This window comes from Photorhabdus sp. S10-54 (assembly GCF_963878145.1).
Taxonomy (GTDB): Bacteria; Pseudomonadota; Gammaproteobacteria; order Enterobacterales; family Enterobacteriaceae; genus Photorhabdus; species Photorhabdus kayaii.
This window is the reverse complement of sequence record NZ_CAWNXG010000034.1, coordinates 24,464-43,135: the sequence shown is the minus strand read 5'-3', so window position 1 is coordinate 43,135 and position 18,672 is coordinate 24,464. Positions and strand designations below refer to the sequence as shown.

Here is an 18,672-nt window from a genome sequence, read left to right as displayed (position 1 = left end):
CGATCACCACGGATTTCCCATATGACTACTCAATGACTATCAAATTTTGCAATTACTCAACAGAAATACTGATATTTTTCTTTTATTAATATTTTCTGAACAAATAACAACCAACTTTATATTAATTACTTTATCTGTTACTTACCAAAATATTACTCATCGCTTTTTTACTGAAAAACATAGGACCCACTCATAACAATAAATATGCATTATTAAACAATTATCACTAAGATAATGCCTGTAATGCCCTTTTCTATTTTGCTATGCTTAATAGTCATTGGATTAAGGTTAAATAAAGATGGAAAACTGGTACCTCATTTACTGTAAACGTGGGCAAATTTCACGAGCAATAGAAAATCTGGAACGACAGGATGTTGCTTGCCTGACTCCTACCGCGAGAATTGAAAAAATAACCCGTGGTAAACGTACTGTGAATATAGAACCACTTTTTCCTAATTATCTGTTTGTTCAGTTTGACCCTGAAATTATTCATACTACAACTATCAATTCAACACGCGGTGTTAGCCACTTTGTCCGTTTTGGCGTGCACCCTGCTATCGTACCGGAAACACTGATTAAAGAGATCGTATCAGCAACTGAGCAAGAATATGTATCACCAGATACACCTGTGGCTGGCGATACCGTATTAATCACCGAAGGTATTTTTGAAGGATTGCAAGCTATCTACAATGAGCCAGATGGAGAAACCCGTTCTATTCTGTTACTTAATATTCTGAATAAACAATTACCTAAGGCACTTAACAATAAGCAGTTTGTGAAAATTTAACCAAATAAAAAACGGGCAGAATTTGCATTCGCCCGTTTTTAATCAAGTATTAACGTTTCTGTTCATATAATTGTTGAGCAATCTGTTTCGCAAAATAGGTCAGTACACCATCTGCTCCAGCGCGCTTGAAGCATAACAGAGACTCCACAATTACCTGTTCTTGTAACCAACCATTCTGGATAGCAGCCATGTGCATGGCATATTCGCCAGATACTTGATAAGCAAAGGTTGGTACACCAAATGTCTCTTTTACCCTGCGAATAACATCCAGGTAGGGCATACCTGGTTTTACCATTACAGTGTCAGCGCCTTCCTGCAAATCCTGTGCAATCTCCTGCAATGCTTCATCACTATTCGCAGGGTCCATCTGATAGGTTTTTTTATTGCCCCCTTTCAAATTACGATTTGAACCGATTGCATCACGGAATGGGCCATAATAACTAGAAGCATACTTAGCGGAGTAAGCCATAATTTGAGTATTTACATGTCCTTCCGTTTCAAACAGTTCACGGATTGCACCAATACGCCCATCCATCATGTCGCTCGGCGCCACAATCTCAGCACCAGCTTCTGCATGTGACAATGCCTGTTTGACCAAGATCTCTTTGGTGACATCATTCATTACATAACCATCTTGGTCGATGATCCCATCCTGACCATGTGTAGTGAATGGATCTAATGCTACATCAGTTAGCAACCCTAGTTCAGGAACAGCATTTTTCAACGCACGAACCGTACGTTGAATCAACCCATCAGGGTTATAAGCTTCTTCCGCACCCAGAGATTTTTTATCTGCTTCAATAACGGGGAACAGAGACAATACAGGAATCCCCAATCGAGCAATCTCTTCAGCTTCTTTCAGCAAAAGATCCATCGTCAGACGATACACCCCTGGCATAGAGGGCACCTCTTGACGACGATTAGTGCCCTCCATCACAAATACAGGATAGATTAAATCATTAACAGTTAATTGGTTTTCAGCAACCAGACGGCGGGAAAAATCATGACAGCGCAACCGGCGCATACGTCGACCAGGGAAAGTTCCTGGAAATGCATAGCTCATATAGCTCTCCTAACTCAAACCCAGCACACTCGCGCTGGGTTAATTAATATGCTATCGCTTCGTACTAATTATCTTAGCACTACAGAACAACATGTTAAGATTACTATTATCACTTTTCCGTATTCACTTCTGGCGCTTCCTGCTCATCTTCCTCTGAACGATCCCCCAATTTCCGCTGTCCGGTATAAAAACGAGAGAGCAAAATCCCCAGCTCAAACAGCAGATACATAGGAATAGCCAGCAAGGTTTGCGAGAAAACATCCGGCGGCGTTAACAACATGCCAACAACAAAGGCCCCGACCAAAATATAGGGACGCTTTTTCTTTAAGGATTCCGGTGTAACTACCCCACTCCAACATAATAAAATAATGGCAACGGGTACTTCAAAAGAGACACCAAAGGCCATAAACAGTGCCATGACAAAGCTCAAGTAGTTACTGATATCCGTTGCAATCAGCACTCCTTCAGGCGCCGTTTTAGCAAAGAATCCAAAAGCTATCGGAAATACAACAAAATAAGCAAATGCCATCCCCAAATAAAACAACAGGCTGCTGGAAACAAGCAAAGGGATCATCAAGCGGCGTTCATGTTTATATAACGCAGGAGCAATAAATGCCCATACTTGATAGAGAACCATAGGTGCAGATACGAATATTGACACCATAATGGTTAGTTTTATTGGCGTAAAAAAGGGAGAAGCGACATCTGTTGCTATCATACTGGCACCTTGAGGCAACTGCTTAATCAAAGGCGCAGAAATCATTTGATAGATGTCGTTAGAAAAATAAACCAATGCTAAAAAAACCACTAATACAGTAAGTAAACTGTTTAGAATTCGCTTACGCAGTTCAATAAGGTGACTGATAAGTGGTTGGGTATCATCAACAGCCATGTTTTAGTGTTCACCATTAACTTAATTAGAAGTTTTTTTCTTTGTTGCAGAAGCCACAACCTGAGACGCTGCCGGCTTTTGTGCCACCTCATTTATTTCTGATGCGTTCATACTGCCCGCATCAGGTTCATTTTGGTATGCTTTTTTCAAAGACTCAGCAGCTTCTTTTAGCTCATCCATCGAAGCTTTTAGTTCCGGGGATAAATTCTGCAACCCCGCTTCTTCTTGAACTTTTTTCAGGCTTTCTTGGAGCTCCTGCAATTTCAGCTCTTGGGCCAACTCATTTTGGACGTTAGCAGCTAAAGAGCGCAGTGCCCTGATCCAACCAGCAACCGTTTTTACTGCCACCGGTAGCCGTTCTGGCCCCAAAACCACCAAGCCAATGACCATAACCAGCAGCAACTCACCAAAACCAATGTCAAACACGGTTTATACCTGCTCTTTGTTTTTGCTCTCAGATGTTTCAGATTGAGCTACAGATTGTTTTTCAGTAATGTTTTTAGTCTCAAAATCGGCATCACTACTGGTTTTTTGAGCCTGTTGAGGCTGATTATCATCCCCTATCGCCTTTTTAAAACCTTTAATAGATGCCCCAAGATCAGAACCTAAAGTACGGAGTTTATTCGTGCCGAACAACAGCACCACAATGACCGCAATAATGAGTAACTGCCAAATGCTTATACCACCCATTCTGATTCACCTCTATTTAACAGGAATTATTTTAATAGCTCATTATATACCCGTTATCTTTCAAGTTGCCTCTTTGTTGGCTGCGCTCGCTCACCCCGGTCACATCGTTACCTATGCTCCCGGGGATTCACTCCCTTGCCGTCTCGATGCATCTTGAAATCCATAGGGTATACATACGACGAACTATAACCAACCTTCAAAAAAAATCTGACCCAAGACAAATTTTACTCAACTTTATTCAGACGACACCAGCCAAACAACCATGAAACGGTACCCGCGCCTATAAACAACCAAGGAATATTTGCTAAGCCAGATAACAAAAACAAGCTGCCACAGAGAAACAATGTCGCACCAACACCAAGCAAATACTGCGACTGCCGCTGTTTTATCTGTTGCCCTTTCAAATGACTTGATAGCTTCTCAATGCTCACCTGCAAATGTTTATGCTGCTGAAGACTGTCATACACTAATTCAGGTAGTTCTGGCAACTTTTCTGCCCAATAAGGCGCCTTTTCTTTCAACGCTCGGATAACTGCCGGCAATCCAACCTGGCTATGTAACCACTCCTCCAGAAACGGTTTTGCTGTTTTCCACAAATCAAGCTGTGGATAGAGCTGCCGTCCTAATCCTTCTACATACAAAAGCGTCTTCTGTAGAAGAACTAACTGAGGCTGCACTGCCATATTAAAACGACGTGCAGTATTAAATAGATTCAGAAGTACATGACCAAATGAAATTTCAGCAAGTGGCTTCTCAAATATTGGCTCACAAACCGTACGGATTGCAAATTCAAAATCTTCAACATTGGTATCACTAGGAACCCAGCCTGAATCCACATGAAGCTCAGCAACTTTCCGGTAATCACGATTAAAGAAAGCAATAAAATTCTCAGCCAGATAACGTTTATCATCTTTATTAAGAGAACCAACAATACCGTAATCAATACCAATATAAAACGGATCTTCAGGATGTTCATAGCTGACAAAAATATTTCCCGGATGCATATCGGCATGGAAGAAGCTATCGCGAAAAACCTGTGTAAAAAAGACCTGTACGCCCCGTTCAGCCAGCAATTTCATATTGGTATTCTGCGCTTCCAATGCTTCAATATCAGAAACAGGGATACCATAAACCCGTTCCATTACCAAAACATTTTCACGGCAATAATCAGCATAAATTTCCGGTACATAAAGCGTTGAACTATTTTCGAAATTACGGCGGAGTTGAATTGCATTAGCCGCTTCACGCAGCAAATTCAGTTCATCAATTAACGTCTTCTCGTATTCCCGCACAACTTCACGAGGACGTAAACGACGTCCATCGGGTAATAACATTGGTACCCAATTAGCCAGACGGTACATTAACCGGATATCCGCTTTGATAATCGGCAGAATATCAGGGCGGATGACTTTGATAACAATTTCCTGTCCATTCTCTTTTAACCGAGCAGTATGGACCTGAGCAATTGAAGCAGAGGCCAGAGCAATAGGTTCAAAATCATCAAACCAGGTTTCCAATGCCCCTCCTAAAGCGGTTTCAACATATTGACGCGCCAGAGCGCCATCAAAAGAGGCAACTCGGTCTTGCAACAATGCCAATTGATCTGCTATTGCGGGAGGAAACAGATCACGTCGCGTTGAAAGCATCTGTCCAAATTTAATCCAAACTGGCCCTAATTCCTGTAAGGCAAGTCGTAGTCTCTCTCCCAGTGGTTTATCTTTATGTCTATTCGGGATCCAAAACAATAAATAACGACCAAAACGAAGAAGCCAGGTTAAGCGAATCCGAGGAATTAGTTCATCCAATCCGTAAGAAAGAAAAACCCGTATGATCAAATAAAGGCGCCTTAATTCACCTGGAGTCATATTTTCCCTCTAATACTGCCAATCGTTGTTCTATTTGCTCAATATCTTTGGCCAACATGCTAACCTCTTCACTGAAATAAGCCACTTCAAGCTGATTTGGGGCCAGTTTCCATTCTTCCGTTAACGCTTCCGCCAGATAATTTTTCTGGCATTCCAGTGAACCTGAAACAAACTGAAATCCTTTTTTAAGGATTTGATTAATACTTTCGGCAGCGATATCCCCGAAATAAGGAGAAAGATAATGGGCCAAATCCCATTCAACCATATCTAACAACGCAGCCCATTGCTGAACAACCTGCATATCCCCTTCAATAACCATTTCACCGCTATTAAGCAACTTGGAAAGTTGTTGGCGATCCCGTAGCTTAAGCAAAGCAGAAAAGTGAGTTTTAACCGTGCAATCGGCAGATTCGCCCCATTGGCTTAATACGTCCACCTGTTTTTCACTGAACACCAACGTGAGTGGTGTATTCATTTCTTTTAATTCTATCGACAAAACTTTGTCCACCAGCCGCATACGGGCTGGCCTTAACACGGGTTCACGGTACAACAGGTAATTCAACGATGTTTCCATCACTGCGGTTAAAACCGGCGTAAGTGTGGAATTAATAACTGTACTCAGTGATGGTCTTTCCATCTCAGAATTTAAAACCTCTGTGTAGTGCAACAATGCCGCCAGTCATATTGGTATAAGTCACCTGTTCAAAACTAGCCTCTTCCATCATCGTTTTAAGCGTTTCCTGATCAGGATGCATACGGATGGATTCCGCCAGATAACGATAACTATCAGCATCCTGCACAAAAACCTGACCAATCTTTGGCAGCACATGGAAAGAATAAGCATCATACGCTTTGCTTAACGGAGCGAACAAAGGCTTAGAAAATTCAAGTACCAATAAGCGCCCACCCGGCTTCAACACCCGAAACATAGAACGCAGGGCCTTTTCTTTTTCAGTAACATTGCGCAAACCAAAAGAGATAGTGATGCAATTAAAATAGTTATCAGGGAAAGGCAACGCTTCCGCATTAGCCTGCACATAGCTGACATTACCAACAATACCAACATCACGTAATTTCTCACGCCCAACCTTCAGCATAGATTCATTGATATCAGCAAGAACAACTTCGCCTTTTTCACCAACTATACGAGAAAATTTGGCGGTCAGATCTCCGGTACCACCGGCTAAATCAAGTATCCTCTGACCTCTGCGCACCCCACTGGCATCAATAGCCACACGTTTCCAGATACGATGGATACCAAACGACATTAAATCATTCATTAAATCGTATTTCGCTGCAACAGAATGAAACACTTCGGCCACCATGCCTGCTTTTTCATCCTTTGCTACAGTACGGAAACCAAAATGCGTGGTTTGTTTCGTTTGGTCTACCATGTTATTTGCCCATTTTTTATTCAAAGCGTTATAAAAGTGTATCAGCCTTTCAGATAAAACCCTATCCTGGTATTAATCATTAGCGCAGAATGGTTGGCTGGCTTTATCAACCAATTCAGGATCAATCGGACGTTTCACCTCAACACCTAAATTACGAAAACTCTCCGCCTGACTTATCAGGTTGCCACGTCCCTCAGTCAACTTTTTCATTGCCAGTCGATAATTAAGTTGAGCCTTATCCAAGCTTTGCCCCAAACCTTGCATGTCATCGACAAACAAACGCATTTTATCGTACATACGGGCAGCCTTATCGGCGATTAAACGCGCATTTTGGCTTTGATACTCATAGCGCCACAAGTTATTAATCGTACGCACAGCAACCAACAATGTTGATGGACTAACTAGCATAATATTGTATTTAAATGCTTCATCAAGCAGCTCAGGCGCCTTATTCAGCGCAACCAGATAAGCGGGTTCAACCGGAATAAACATCAATACATAGTCCAACGATTTCAGCCCGGGCAACTGCTGGTAATCTTTGCGGCTCAAACCACGAATATGACCTTTAATCGAGTCGATATGCTCTTGAAGGGCTAACTCCTGCTGATGTCGATCACCACTGTTAAAATAACGCTCATAAGCGACCAGTGACATTTTGGCATCAATCACCACATCTTTCCCTTGCGGCAAATGAACAATAACATCAGGTTGGAAACGGCGGTTACCCTCCACCTTGATATTCACCTGAGTACAAAACTCATGCCCTTCTCGTAAACCAGAAGCTTCCAAAATACGGGATAATACAACTTCTCCCCAATCTCCCTGAATTTTATTATTACCTTTAAGGGCATTTGTCAGATTGATAGCTTCCTGCGCCATCTGGACATTGAGTTGCTGTAAGTTACGGATTTCATGTGCAAGAGTATGTCGTTCACGGGCTTCCTGGCCAAAACTCTCCTGTACTTGCCGATGAAGGCCATCGAGCTGTTCACGAAATGGTGCTAAAAGCGTATTGAGACTTTGCCGATTTTGTTCATCAGTACGGCGCCCCGTTTGTTCAAAAATACGATTAGCCAAATTCTCAAATTGAGTATTCAAACGTAGTTCACTATTGATCAGCAACCGCTGTTTCTCTTCAGCCGCAAGGCGACTCTCTTCCAGACGTGTCGTCACTTCCCGCAGTTCAGATTCTTGCACGCTATTGATTTCTCTCTGAGCCCGCAATTCTTGGTTCAATTGTTCGCATTCAACCCGCCAATAAGCGGATTGTTCAATTTTCTCATTAGCAACGGCAAGCTGGCTGTCCAATTTCCTTAATTCCAGCTCTTGCTGCTGAATACGTTGATGAACGGAGAACCAAACGAGAATAACACCCCCCAAAAGACCGCCAAATGTCCCTATCAACGTATATAACAACTGGATACCCACCGGTACTTCCTCTATCTAATGCTTAGACCAGATAAACTAAATTGCCACTGTATAGATGTCCAGAATGATTTATACAGATGGTTCAGTCTGCGAAGCCGCTCCCAATTAACTCACCCATTTCACTAACCATTGCAAACCAAATGCTCCTGGCGCTAATACGCCAAAAGACCAGATAAGTGCGGAACAGATATTCGCTATCTGGAAATAACGCAATCGCATGGTACAAATACCCGCGACTAATGGCACAATTGCACGGAATGGCCCAAAAAACCGACCAAGGAAAATGCTCCAAATACCCCAGCGCTCAAAAAAATTATGCGCTCGTGTCAGCAGTTGTGGTTTACGGGAAATCGGCCAGATTTTACCAACATCACCTTTAAAATGCGCACCGGCGATATAGGATACCCAATCGCCCAAAAAGGCCCCTACCGCGGCTGCCAACCAAATTGACCAGAAATTAAGGCCACTTTCACCTATTAATGCACCTAACCCAAGCAATATGATCGTTGCAGGTAATAACAAGGAGAAAAAAGCCAGAGATTCACCAAAAGCAAGTAAGAAAACAATCGGCATGATCCAAGTATCGTGTGCTTTAACAAAAGCGATTACCAACTCAACTATTTCATGAAGACTCAAATTCATATTCCTATATTGATTAATATACCCTATGGATTTCAAGATGCATCGCGAGTGCAGCCAACAAAAAGGCAACTTGAAAGATAACGGGTATACCACATTCAATTTAACCACCGCTGCATTAACCAGAATTAAACCAACTTTTTATTCAAGGAAATAACCTTGTAATTTCTTACGAGCAGCAAAATCAAGACCAAGATCTTTCTCCAGCCATATATCTACACTGCCATAATGCTGGTTAATACTGTTTAATGCCGTCATTAAAAACTCTTCTCTAACGGAATAAACATAAGCGAATTTATCAACCACATCGTCACTCATGGTTTTCGCATGCTCATTTAACAAATATTCACGGTAAGGAGCCAAAGTAGAGTGAGTCACTAAATAATCTTCCATTACCGTATCCAAATCAGCCCCCAATGCAAATAATACCAGCGCAGAACCTACACCGGTTCTGTCTTTACCTACCGCACAATGCTGGACTATCCCACCTTTTTCCGGTTGTTGCAGTAATTTAACTAATGTCTTGTAGGCTGAGTTTTTTAGAGGCAGTAATTCATAAAGACGGAACATAAATGCCTGAGGATTAAATTGTTCCAACATCTCTGACGCCAATTTTTCCAGATTTGCATTCACTTCATCATATAAGGGATTGGCCGGAGCATGATGATAATTAGCGCCATTCCATACCAAATCGGGTTTATCCGCTATTTCACTGACATCACGATAATCTATGATTTGAAAGAGATTTTTATTTGCCAGGAAAGATTGGTCTTGTTCTGTTAAGCGATCCAGAGAACCAGAACGGAAAAGCAAGCCTGATTTGATTTTTCCACCACTCGCGACTTTTTTACCGCCTAAATCACGAAAATTAATCCCTCCATTAAGGGGAAGCACTGAGGGATGCAATAAAGATGTTGTGATCATGATGATTTTTAATCAGTTGTTAGGTATTAAAACATTAACAGATTTCTAGTCAAAATAAGAGTGAGCCGGAATACTCCGGCCCAAAAAGTATGATTTACAACAAACGGCGAGCAGCTTCTACTACAATCCCCAATGCGTTACTTTCTGTTTTCTCAAGTAATTCAACATTAGGAATCTCCTGCTGAGTACGGTTAACAATAACACCGGCAACCATACCCGCACGCAGCCCTTGGCTTGCACACATTGTTAATAAAGTTGCCGATTCCATTTCATAATTCATGACCCCCATCGCCTGCCATTCAGCCATTGAACCTTTGAAACGGCTCACAACTCGGCCAGAATAGGTATCATAACGCTCCTGACCGGGATAAAAAGTATCGGAAGAGGCCGTTACCCCGACATGTACCGTTGCACCCAAATCTTTTGCTGCCTCGTACAAAGCCGTCGTACATTCAAAATCGGCAACCGCCGGGAATTCCATCGGAGCAAAATGCAGGCTGGCGCCATCCAAACGAACAGCAGCGGTGGTAACCAACACATCACCAACATTGATATTTTCCTGAATTGCACCTGTTGTGCCGATACGTAAAAAAGTACGCACACCCAATTGGGCTAATTCTTCAACAGCGATAGAGGTTGACGGGCCACCAATACCCGTAGAGCACACAATGACAGCTTTACCATCAATTTCTGCCCGCCATGACGTAAATTCACGTAAAGAAGCAAGATGAACTGGGTTATCCATCAATCTTGCGATTTTTTCCACACGTTTCGGATCACCGGGAACAATAGCTAAAGTTGCGCCTTGCAGGTCGCTTTTGGTCAGACCTAAGTGAAATACATCAGACATATCAGACTCCTCAGTAAGAAGAATTTATAATGAAATTAGTTGAGATCTACTGTATTAATCATTTAGACATCTTTTAGTGATAAATGTCACCTTAAAGTAATATAAAAAAGAAAAACGTACATTATTTTGAGATATAAATCACAAAAAAACCACAAAACGGACAAAAACAGGGCGTTCTCTTCCATCCATAAACTAACTTGAATGAGTTCATATTATGGAAAAAATAATCTATTGTTTATTTATATTTACATTTCAAACATATCGAGAAAAATATATCGCGGATTATCTCATCGAAATATTTTCTCCCTGAGCGTTAATAGAGATTAATATCCATCCCATCACAAAGAAAAAATTATCGTTTCACAACCCGGTTATAAAACAAAATATTTACAATAAACTATCAACTTAATCAAATATAAATCACCGTCGTTATTAAGATACTCTCCTAACATTTATAAATCAACAACGCAATAATCTGGACTATTTTTAAAATAACTTTTTCTCATGATGAACATATTAAAAAATTAACTGTATTTTACTTCTATAACTAATAAACAATTTTTCTTGCTTATTCACCAATATATTACAATTATATTTTCAACAAAAATAAAACAATTACCAAATATAAATATCACAGTTATCTTTTCATAAGATGCATATTGTTTAGATATATTAGACTCTTTCCTCCATATAAGGGAACTATCCATGACGACACAAAAAACAGTTTTAATTACAGGTTTCGAACCTTTCGATAAAGAAACGATTAATCCATCCTGGGAAGCGGCTAAACAATTACAGGGACGAGAATTATGCGGGGCCCGCGTTGAAGCGCGTCAGCTTCCATGTGTGTTCGACGTCTCTCTGGCTTGTCTGTATGCTGCTATTGATGATGTACAGCCTGCTCTGGTCATTGGCGTAGGGCAGGCAGGCGGTAGACCGAATATTACCGTGGAACGCGTGGCAATTAATATCAATGATGCTGGTATTCCTGATAATCAAGGTAATCAGCCTATCAATACCCCCATAGTCGCAACAGGCCCTGCCGCCTACTTCACCACATTACCGATCAATGCGATAGTCAAGGGTTTGCGTGATGCTGGAGTCCCTGCCTCCATTTCACAAACCGCAGGCACTTTTGTCTGTAATCACGTCATGTACGGCTTGTTGCATCATTTGGCATGCACCAATCCTGAAATACGCGGTGGATTTATCCATATCCCTTATCTGCCTGAGCAAGCAGCTCGGTATTCAGGAACTCCAAGCATGGCCCTAGAAATAGTTATAACAACGCTGGAAATTGCTATCGATGAAGCATTAAAAAACAGTGAAGATATCGCCATTAATGGAGGTACAACTCATTAATTTGACATTCTGCTTGCGGGACTGAAAGTTTTTCTCTGAGAAAATGACAGGCACAGAAAATATGATCTACTGATAATATCAATCAAACAGTAAAGATAATCCTCTCTGTGCCTGCACAATATCCATATGTAAATATCAAGTACCTGATACTTTATTAAATTATTAATCAGCATACCATTTACATAGGTTACTTTATAATTTAGACTGTTATTACATTGAAATTTAGTTTATTCAACAAAACCGGTCATACCGTATGGGAATATAAGTCATCTTTAGTTATGAAATTAGATATATTTTCCAAGTCTATCGATAGAATTATTTCACCCAGTATCCCACGGTTAATATCAGATTCATCTATTTTTATTACTTTTATTTCTGAAAGATGACCATTCATATTTTTAAAATATTCATCTTCATGATTTTGGGTTCGGATGACCCTCCTTTTTGAATACAGATCATACTTATAAACCTCTGTATTGATCTCTTCTGGAAAATACATTTGACCAACAAAAGCAAAATGCTCTTTGTCAGTGATATCTGTACTCAATTTTCTGATTGCAATATGAATATGAGTCGCTCTACCAGCATAAAACCCAGGATAAATAGTCGTAAAATTAACTACCCCATTCTTATCCGAGGGTTGAGCTCCTCTTAGAAAATTTTGATCATCAGTTCTATTGCTAGAACCTACTCCATCAACATTAGGTACTATATCGGGGCTGATATAACTCCAACCAGAATATTTTCCCCGACTATTACAATGCCAGATATCAACAAATAAACTCTCAACCGGTTTACATGTTTTTTTATCCATAACAGTAATTTTCAATAAAAAAGGTATTCCTAACTCTGAATCGGTAATATCCCTTCTTACAATTTTGTCATTGCGGAAATACGGCCCTGATATCTGCTCTGGCGCAAGCGTACATACGCCTATTCCATATTGTGAGGATAACTTTGCTTCCGTACGAGCTAGAGCAATCGGAGCAAACGCCGCAGTCGCCGTAATAGCGGCACTACTTTTTAAAAAATTTCTTCGAGAGCTACTTTTCTTACCTTGCAACTTATTAACATCCATATAATCCCCTCTTTAATTATTAAGTTTCTATTACAATGCTTCCTTTTTGTTACTTCCATGGTTATTTTGTTAATAAAATGTGTTTTTTCAAATACCAATATGGCATATATAAGTTACTAAAAGTTTGGTAATAGAAAGGATTCTGGCTAAATCGCATCACTACGCGCTATTGCAAAAAGAAAGATTATTTTTTGAAAAATGCCCATCACCAACTAAAGGTGACAGGCAAATTATTGGGTTATTGGGTTATTGGGTTATTGGATTAATTATTTCACTGATTCACGGAGACGTTTCGCCGCTTGCACCATATTTGCCAGTGACTGGCGAGTTTCGGTCCAACCACGGGTTTTCAAGCCACAATCCGGGTTAACCCACAGGCGTTCGATCGGAATACGATCAGCCGCTTTACGTAACAGAGCTTCAATCCATTCAACACTAGGTACGTTAGGTGAATGAATATCATAAACACCCGGCCCGATTTCATTCGGATAAGAGAAGTTTTCGAATGAATCCAACAGCTCCATATCCGAACGGGAAGTTTCAATAGTAATCACGTCCGCATCTAATGCTGCGATGGAAGGCATGATGTCATTGAACTCGCAATAACACATATGAGTGTGAATCTGTGTGTCATCTTTAGCAATTGCCGCATTCAATTTAAATGCTTCTACCGCCCAATCAAGATAGGACTGCCACTCTTCCCGGCGCAGTGGTAAACCTTCCCGCAATGCGGGCTCATCAATCTGGATGATACCAATACCCGCTTCTTGCAAATCGTCCACTTCATCACGCAGAGCCAATGCAATCTGCTTAGCAATCGTCTCACGACTGACATCTTCCCTTGGGAATGACCAACAGAGAATTGTCACCGGCCCGGTTAACATCCCTTTGACAGGTTTCTCCGTCAGCGATTGAGCATATTTAGCCCATTCTACCGTGATAGCTTCTGGACGACTGACGTCACCAATAATCACTGGTGGCTTCACGCAGCGGGACCCATAACTCTGAACCCAACCATTCTGCGTAAAGACAAAACCATCGAGGTGTTCACCGAAGTACTCCACCATGTCGTTACGTTCAGCTTCGCCATGAACCAATACATCTAATCCTAAACGTTCTTGTTCGTTAATTGCCTGCTTAATATGTTCACAGATATTAGTACGATAGCTGGCACCATCTACCCGGCCTTTTTTGAAATCCAAACGCAAGCCACGAATTTCCGTCGTTTGCGGGAATGATCCAATGGTTGTTGTCGGCCACAATGGCAAGTTATAGCGCTGACGCTGTATTTCCGCACGCTGCGGGTATGGCTGATTACGCTCACTGTCCTGTGGCTTAATTGCAGCAAGACGCTCAGTCACAGCCTGATTATTTACCCGTTTAGATTCACGACGGGCACGGATTGGCGCACTGTAAGCATCCAATTCTGCTTGTTTACTGCCATCTGGCTGATTCAATGCCGCAGCCAGCAAAGCTAACTCCTCACATTTCTGCAATGCGAACGCAAACCAGCTTTTCACCTCTGCATCAAGCGCGGTCTCATCACTCAGATCAATAGGGCTATGCAGAAGAGAACAGGAAGAACCGATCCACAGTGTACGGCTACCTACCAATGGCTTAATTAGCTGATGCTTAGCGGTTAAATCAGCACGCCATACATTACGACCATTAATCACACCAAGGGAAAGCACCCACTCTTTCGGCAATGACTCATTCAGTTGCGCGATATCATCCTGACCAGCAACCAGATCCACATGTAGCCCTTGTACCGGCAAAGATTTAATCGTTTCTAGATTGTGACCAACGCTATCGAAATAGGTAGTCAGCAATAGTTTAACCTGTCCTTGAAGTGCCTGATAAGCAACCGGATAAGCTGCCAACCACTCTGCTGGCAGTTCCAGTACCAGCGCAGGTTCATCAATCTGAACCCATTCGATACCACGTCTAGCTAACTCAGCTAATACTTGCTGATAAACAGGAAGAATATCTTTCAATAAAGAGAGACGATCAAATCCCTGACCTTTCACTTTACCCAACCACAGGTAAGTTATCGGCCCCAGTAAAACGGGTTTCACTTGATGGCCCAGAGATAAGGCTTCATCCACTTCTTCTAGTAACTGAGTCCAACTCAGCTTAAATTCCTGCCCTTGCTGAAATTCCGGCACAATATAATGGTAGTTAGTATTAAACCATTTAGTCATTTCTGCGGCGGCGGCAGGTTCACCCGTCGGCGCACGACCGCGAGCAATACGGAACAGTGTATCTAGATCAATCGTGCCATCTGGATTCTGGTGACGCGGCGGCACATTACCGAGTAGTAAACTGGTGGTTAGAACATGATCATACCAAGCGAAATCACCAACCGGCACTAAATCAACACCAGCCTGCTTTTGTTGTTCCCAGTGACGGGCACGTAACTCACGGCCAGTTTCCGATAATTCTTGCTGAGAAATTTTCCCTGCCCAATAGTTTTCCTGAGCCTTTTTAAGTTCTCTTTTCAAACCGATACGTGGAAAGCCAAGTGTGTGATTAATAGTCGTCATTTCATTATCCCGTCATTTTTAGCCGTCTAGATGTTTACACATCCATAATCAACAGGTAAGGTATAAACCACAAGCGCAATTTATTCATTATCATCCTGAAGGTTTCTCATGATCGAAATAAAACATCTAAAAACATTACAATCATTGAGTCATTGTGGTTCATTAGCGGCAGCAGCCAATCATCTGCATCAAACACAATCCGCTTTGTCTCATCAGTTCAGCGATCTTGAACATCGTCTTGGCTTCCGGTTGTTCATTCGTAAAAGTCAACCGCTTCGTTTCACGCCACAGGGTGAAGTTTTATTACGACTAGCAGAACAAGTGCTCCCTCTGGTTCAAAATGCACTGCGCGAATGTAAAGAGCCGGGCCAAACAAATCTGCGTATCGCTATTGAATGTCATAGTTGTATTCAATGGCTGACACCTGCACTCAAGCATTTCCGAGAAACCTGGCCACAAGTCAATGTGGATTTCAAATCCGGCGTCACTTTTGATCCACAACCTGCATTACTGCAACGAGAATTGGATGTCGTTTTGACATCAGATATTCTTCCTGAGAGTCATTTGCACTACACACCGCTATTTGATTATGAGGTCAAACTGGTTGTTGCTCCGGATCATCCTCTGGCCAATAAACTGCACATCCAGCCAAAAGATTTAATTGATGAGACATTGATGATCTATCCCGTTCAACGTCAGCGATTCGATATCTGGCGGCGTTTCTTGCAACCGGCGGGTGTTGTCCCTACGTTGAAAAATGTGGATAACACCCTGTTACTGATCCAAATGGTCGCGGCCCGCATGGGAATCGCGGCTCTGCCACATTGGGTTGTTGAGACATTTGAAAGGCAAGAGTTAGTGGTAACTAAAACACTGGGAGAAGGTTTATGGAGCAGGCTGTACGCTGCCGTTCGTGAAGGCGAACAGTATCAGCCTGAGATTGACGCGTTTATCCATTCCGCACGCCAGCACGCGATGGATAATCTGCCATTCGTAAAAGGAATTGCAAAATTAAACGTTGATGCCCCCAGAACAACGCAACAACCACCAATGGTAAATTGATCAGCCATTCCACCGGAACCAACATATTATTCATCATTGCCGAGAGGTTCCGGTATCTACGGCGGGAAAACCAATACCACCAGCCAGATACGAGTAAACATATAAAATCAGTTATCAACCTGACAGGCGAAATATCCACCGATCAGGCTGAACACGGCGACTCACAAGATTATCGTGACAACTCACAAATTATAGGATATCAATGCTCTTTCTGTACCAATAGAGCTTCCAGTAAATCCAAATCATGTAGCAAGGTTTGAAGTGTCTCATTACTTATTTTTCTGGTCGCACGCAGATGATACAACTCACCACGCTCTGCCCTTAATGCGGTCAGACGAAAACGACGTTCCAAATCTTCCACTAGCAGGCTATGTTCTATCTCATCCTGCCCTACAGTACGGCGACGCAAATAGCCAATTACCCTGGAAGCAACTTCAGTAATCACCTCAGCATCCAATTGCTCTTCGGGACTAGCAGAAAGACGCTCTTCCATCTTATTCATACTGACAATCGCCACTTCCGCCATAGCTGCCCGCGCCATTCGGACCTCACTGATATCTGCCTCCTTATCGGAAGTTTGCATTCCCCGTAACAGGAATGGCAAAGAGAGAACGCCAATTAACAACGAGAACAGAATGACTCCCGCAGCAATAAAGATAAGCTGATAACGGGCCGGGAATGGCGTACCATCCGCCAGAAACAGAGGAACAGACAGTGCGCCAGCAAGTGTGATTGCTCCACGAACGCCGGCAAAAGATGCCAGCCATAATTCACGAGTGGTATAAGTCGCAAAATTCAGTGGATTTTTTTTCATAAAAAATTTGCTGATATTCTTCATCAGCCATAACCAGCAGAAACGCAGTAATAAAAGGGCTCCATAAATCACTGCAACTGCGGCGAACAGCATCCAAGTTTCAACGGTTGGATCAATTTCTGCCTGTATAACGGAAGTTTGCCAGATCCCCGGTAATTGCAGGCCCAACATGACAAACACCAAGCCGTTAAATACGAACGCCAGCATTGACCAGACACTATCAGCACGCAAACGCATTGCCAACGGAGCATTACGGATGACCCCAGATTTACTGATCGTCATACCCGCGGCAACCGCAGCAAGGATACCGGAAACGCCAATATGTTCTGCAATCAGATAAGAAGCAAACGGCAGCAGCAACATGAAAACAATTTGGGTTGCTGGATCGCCACCGCTCCAACGGTTCATTAAACGCAGGGATTTACTGTACAGCCAGGTTACTGCAATACCGGATAACAAACCGCCAATAGCAACCTTGAAGAATTCTATGGTCATGCCAGTAACAGAAAATGCCATCGTTCCCATCGCTATCGCTACAGCGAACTTTAAGGCTACCAGGCCTGAAGCATCGTTCATTAACGCTTCCCCTTCCATCACATTCATCATGCGCTTAGGCATACGCCTTTTTCCAACAATGGATGATAAAGCCACCGCATCTGTTGGCGATAACACAGCAGCAAGGGCAAAAGCAGCAATTAACGGAATACCTGGCATCAGCCAGTAAATCAGATAACCAATACCGACAACAGTAACCAGCACCAATACCAGCATCAGTATGAAAATTTCCCGTCCATACTGGAAAAACTCTCTGGTCGGCATTTTCCAGCCATCAACGAATAACAAAGGAGGAATTAGCAGAACGAGAAATAGCTCAGGATTAAAAGTAACATGTAAGCCAAAGTGCGGCCAAGCCAGCAATGCTCCCATAGCAATTTGCATTAACGGCAGAGGTATGCGGAACGGAATCACTTTAGTCAGAACGCCAGAAACTGAAACCACCAAAATCAAGATCAGAATAGTAAAGAATATTTCCATGTTGCCCTTACAATTTGCCTAAGAACCGTTGGTATACAGATTGAAACTCTTTTTCTTCCCGTTAACACAAAACAGTGAGAATAAATCTTAATACTAAAATAACTGAATCAATCGAAAAAGGTAGATACACGCGGAGCCGTATCCGAAAGAATTACAGGAATATTGTAAACTAATCAGATAAATACAGGGGAAATAATTGAGAATTTAAAAGTAATCGCAAGAATTGGCAAAGTGCGCAGGGGTGAA

Annotated in this window: 16 protein-coding genes and 1 pseudogene; 3 read left to right on the top strand and 14 right to left on the bottom strand. The window is 42.1% G+C overall.

Features of this window, described 5'->3' with window-relative positions:
- The first annotated feature begins 298 nt into the window (after positions 1–298).
- The gene (gene rfaH, locus AACQ83_RS17090) at positions 299–787 is read left to right on the top strand and encodes a transcription/translation regulatory transformer protein RfaH (RefSeq protein WP_112878799.1); all 489 of its coding nucleotides are present in this window, start codon (positions 299–301) and stop codon (positions 785–787) included.
- 49 nt (positions 788–836) lie between these two features.
- On the opposite strand, the gene hemB is transcribed toward rfaH, so the two are convergent.
- From hemB to udp, 11 genes and pseudogenes are all read right to left on the bottom strand, one after another.
- Entirely contained in the window at positions 837–1,850 is a 1,014-nt protein-coding gene (gene hemB / locus AACQ83_RS17085) for a porphobilinogen synthase (RefSeq protein WP_112878798.1), read from the bottom strand.
- Between the two features lie 109 nt (positions 1,851–1,959).
- Positions 1,960–2,742 (bottom strand): Sec-independent protein translocase subunit TatC, encoded by a 783-nt coding sequence (gene tatC / locus AACQ83_RS17080; protein ID WP_011148498.1) that lies wholly within the window; start codon positions 2,740–2,742, stop codon positions 1,960–1,962.
- Between the two features lie 134 nt (positions 2,743–2,876).
- A pseudogene (gene tatB, locus AACQ83_RS17075) lies at positions 2,877–3,168 on the bottom strand (Sec-independent protein translocase protein TatB); the annotation flags it as partial.
- A 3-nt stretch (positions 3,169–3,171) separates the two neighbouring features.
- The gene (gene tatA / locus AACQ83_RS17070) at positions 3,172–3,432 is read right to left on the bottom strand and encodes a Sec-independent protein translocase subunit TatA (RefSeq protein WP_011148500.1); all 261 of its coding nucleotides are present in this window, start codon (positions 3,430–3,432) and stop codon (positions 3,172–3,174) included.
- Between the two features lie 224 nt (positions 3,433–3,656).
- Complete coding sequence (ubiB, locus tag AACQ83_RS17065) at positions 3,657–5,297, bottom strand: ubiquinone biosynthesis regulatory protein kinase UbiB (RefSeq protein ID WP_112878796.1); 1,641 nt, start codon at positions 5,295–5,297, stop codon at positions 3,657–3,659.
- Positions 5,284–5,934 carry a ubiquinone biosynthesis protein UbiJ gene (gene ubiJ / locus AACQ83_RS17060; protein ID WP_112878795.1) on the bottom strand — a complete coding sequence of 217 codons (651 nt, stop codon included), beginning with the start codon at positions 5,932–5,934 and terminating at the stop codon, positions 5,284–5,286. Before ubiJ ends, ubiB begins: the two co-directional genes overlap by 14 nt.
- A 1-nt stretch (position 5,935) precedes the next feature.
- Positions 5,936–6,691 carry a bifunctional demethylmenaquinone methyltransferase/2-methoxy-6-polyprenyl-1,4-benzoquinol methylase UbiE gene (ubiE, locus tag AACQ83_RS17055; RefSeq protein ID WP_112878794.1) on the bottom strand — a complete coding sequence of 252 codons (756 nt, stop codon included), beginning with the start codon at positions 6,689–6,691 and terminating at the stop codon, positions 5,936–5,938.
- A gap of 72 nt (positions 6,692–6,763) precedes the next feature.
- Positions 6,764–8,095 (bottom strand): DNA recombination protein RmuC, encoded by a 1,332-nt coding sequence (rmuC, locus tag AACQ83_RS17050; RefSeq protein WP_240000841.1) that lies wholly within the window; start codon positions 8,093–8,095, stop codon positions 6,764–6,766.
- A 129-nt stretch (positions 8,096–8,224) separates the two neighbouring features.
- Positions 8,225–8,761, bottom strand: coding sequence for a DedA family protein (locus AACQ83_RS17045; protein WP_370446070.1), 537 nt, complete (start codon positions 8,759–8,761; stop codon positions 8,225–8,227).
- A 138-nt stretch (positions 8,762–8,899) separates the two neighbouring features.
- Positions 8,900–9,682, bottom strand: coding sequence for a tyrosine-protein phosphatase (locus AACQ83_RS17040; protein WP_112878792.1), 783 nt, complete (start codon positions 9,680–9,682; stop codon positions 8,900–8,902).
- Between the two features lie 94 nt (positions 9,683–9,776).
- Entirely contained in the window at positions 9,777–10,532 is a 756-nt protein-coding gene (gene udp, locus AACQ83_RS17035) for a uridine phosphorylase (protein WP_088371272.1), read from the bottom strand.
- 705 nt (positions 10,533–11,237) lie between these two features.
- Between udp and pcp the strand changes: the two genes are divergently transcribed.
- Positions 11,238–11,894: a pyroglutamyl-peptidase I gene (pcp, locus tag AACQ83_RS17030; RefSeq protein ID WP_112878791.1), complete on the top strand. Its 657-nt coding sequence runs from the start codon at positions 11,238–11,240 to the stop codon at positions 11,892–11,894.
- Positions 11,895–12,138: 244 nt separating this feature from the next.
- Here the strand turns inward: pcp and AACQ83_RS17025 are convergent, their stop codons facing one another.
- Positions 12,139–12,972: an intradiol ring-cleavage dioxygenase gene (locus AACQ83_RS17025; RefSeq protein WP_112878790.1), complete on the bottom strand. Its 834-nt coding sequence runs from the start codon at positions 12,970–12,972 to the stop codon at positions 12,139–12,141.
- A gap of 266 nt (positions 12,973–13,238) precedes the next feature.
- Positions 13,239–15,515 (bottom strand): 5-methyltetrahydropteroyltriglutamate--homocysteine S-methyltransferase, encoded by a 2,277-nt coding sequence (metE, locus tag AACQ83_RS17020; RefSeq protein WP_112878789.1) that lies wholly within the window; start codon positions 15,513–15,515, stop codon positions 13,239–13,241.
- A gap of 108 nt (positions 15,516–15,623) precedes the next feature.
- Between metE and metR the strand changes: the two genes are divergently transcribed.
- Complete coding sequence (gene metR, locus AACQ83_RS17015) at positions 15,624–16,577, top strand: HTH-type transcriptional regulator MetR (RefSeq protein ID WP_112878788.1); 954 nt, start codon at positions 15,624–15,626, stop codon at positions 16,575–16,577.
- 199 nt (positions 16,578–16,776) lie between these two features.
- Here the strand turns inward: metR and AACQ83_RS17010 are convergent, their stop codons facing one another.
- Positions 16,777–18,426 carry a Na+/H+ antiporter gene (locus tag AACQ83_RS17010; protein ID WP_112878787.1) on the bottom strand — a complete coding sequence of 550 codons (1,650 nt, stop codon included), beginning with the start codon at positions 18,424–18,426 and terminating at the stop codon, positions 16,777–16,779.
- Positions 18,427–18,672: the final 246 nt, after the last annotated feature.

What these genes read in the sequence shown, in the direction of transcription:
- rfaH (WP_112878799.1), top strand. Translation starts at nt 299, where the DNA reads ATGGAAAACTGGTACCTCATTTACTGTAAACGTGGGCAAATTTCACGA.
- hemB (WP_112878798.1), bottom strand. Translation starts at nt 1,850, where the DNA reads ATGAGCTATGCATTTCCAGGAACTTTCCCTGGTCGACGTATGCGCCGG.
- tatC (WP_011148498.1), bottom strand. Translation starts at nt 2,742, where the DNA reads ATGGCTGTTGATGATACCCAACCACTTATCAGTCACCTTATTGAACTG.
- tatA (WP_011148500.1), bottom strand. Translation starts at nt 3,432, where the DNA reads ATGGGTGGTATAAGCATTTGGCAGTTACTCATTATTGCGGTCATTGTG.
- ubiB (WP_112878796.1), bottom strand. Translation starts at nt 5,297, where the DNA reads ATGACTCCAGGTGAATTAAGGCGCCTTTATTTGATCATACGGGTTTTT.
- ubiJ (WP_112878795.1), bottom strand. Translation starts at nt 5,934, where the DNA reads ATGGAAAGACCATCACTGAGTACAGTTATTAATTCCACACTTACGCCG.
- ubiE (WP_112878794.1), bottom strand. Translation starts at nt 6,691, where the DNA reads ATGGTAGACCAAACGAAACAAACCACGCATTTTGGTTTCCGTACTGTA.
- AACQ83_RS17045 (WP_370446070.1), bottom strand. Translation starts at nt 8,761, where the DNA reads ATGAATTTGAGTCTTCATGAAATAGTTGAGTTGGTAATCGCTTTTGTT.
- AACQ83_RS17040 (WP_112878792.1), bottom strand. Translation starts at nt 9,682, where the DNA reads ATGATCACAACATCTTTATTGCATCCCTCAGTGCTTCCCCTTAATGGA.
- udp (WP_088371272.1), bottom strand. Translation starts at nt 10,532, where the DNA reads ATGTCTGATGTATTTCACTTAGGTCTGACCAAAAGCGACCTGCAAGGC.
- pcp (WP_112878791.1), top strand. Translation starts at nt 11,238, where the DNA reads ATGACGACACAAAAAACAGTTTTAATTACAGGTTTCGAACCTTTCGAT.
- AACQ83_RS17025 (WP_112878790.1), bottom strand. Translation starts at nt 12,972, where the DNA reads ATGGATGTTAATAAGTTGCAAGGTAAGAAAAGTAGCTCTCGAAGAAAT.
- metE (WP_112878789.1), bottom strand. Translation starts at nt 15,515, where the DNA reads ATGACGACTATTAATCACACACTTGGCTTTCCACGTATCGGTTTGAAA.
- metR (WP_112878788.1), top strand. Translation starts at nt 15,624, where the DNA reads ATGATCGAAATAAAACATCTAAAAACATTACAATCATTGAGTCATTGT.
- AACQ83_RS17010 (WP_112878787.1), bottom strand. Translation starts at nt 18,426, where the DNA reads ATGGAAATATTCTTTACTATTCTGATCTTGATTTTGGTGGTTTCAGTT.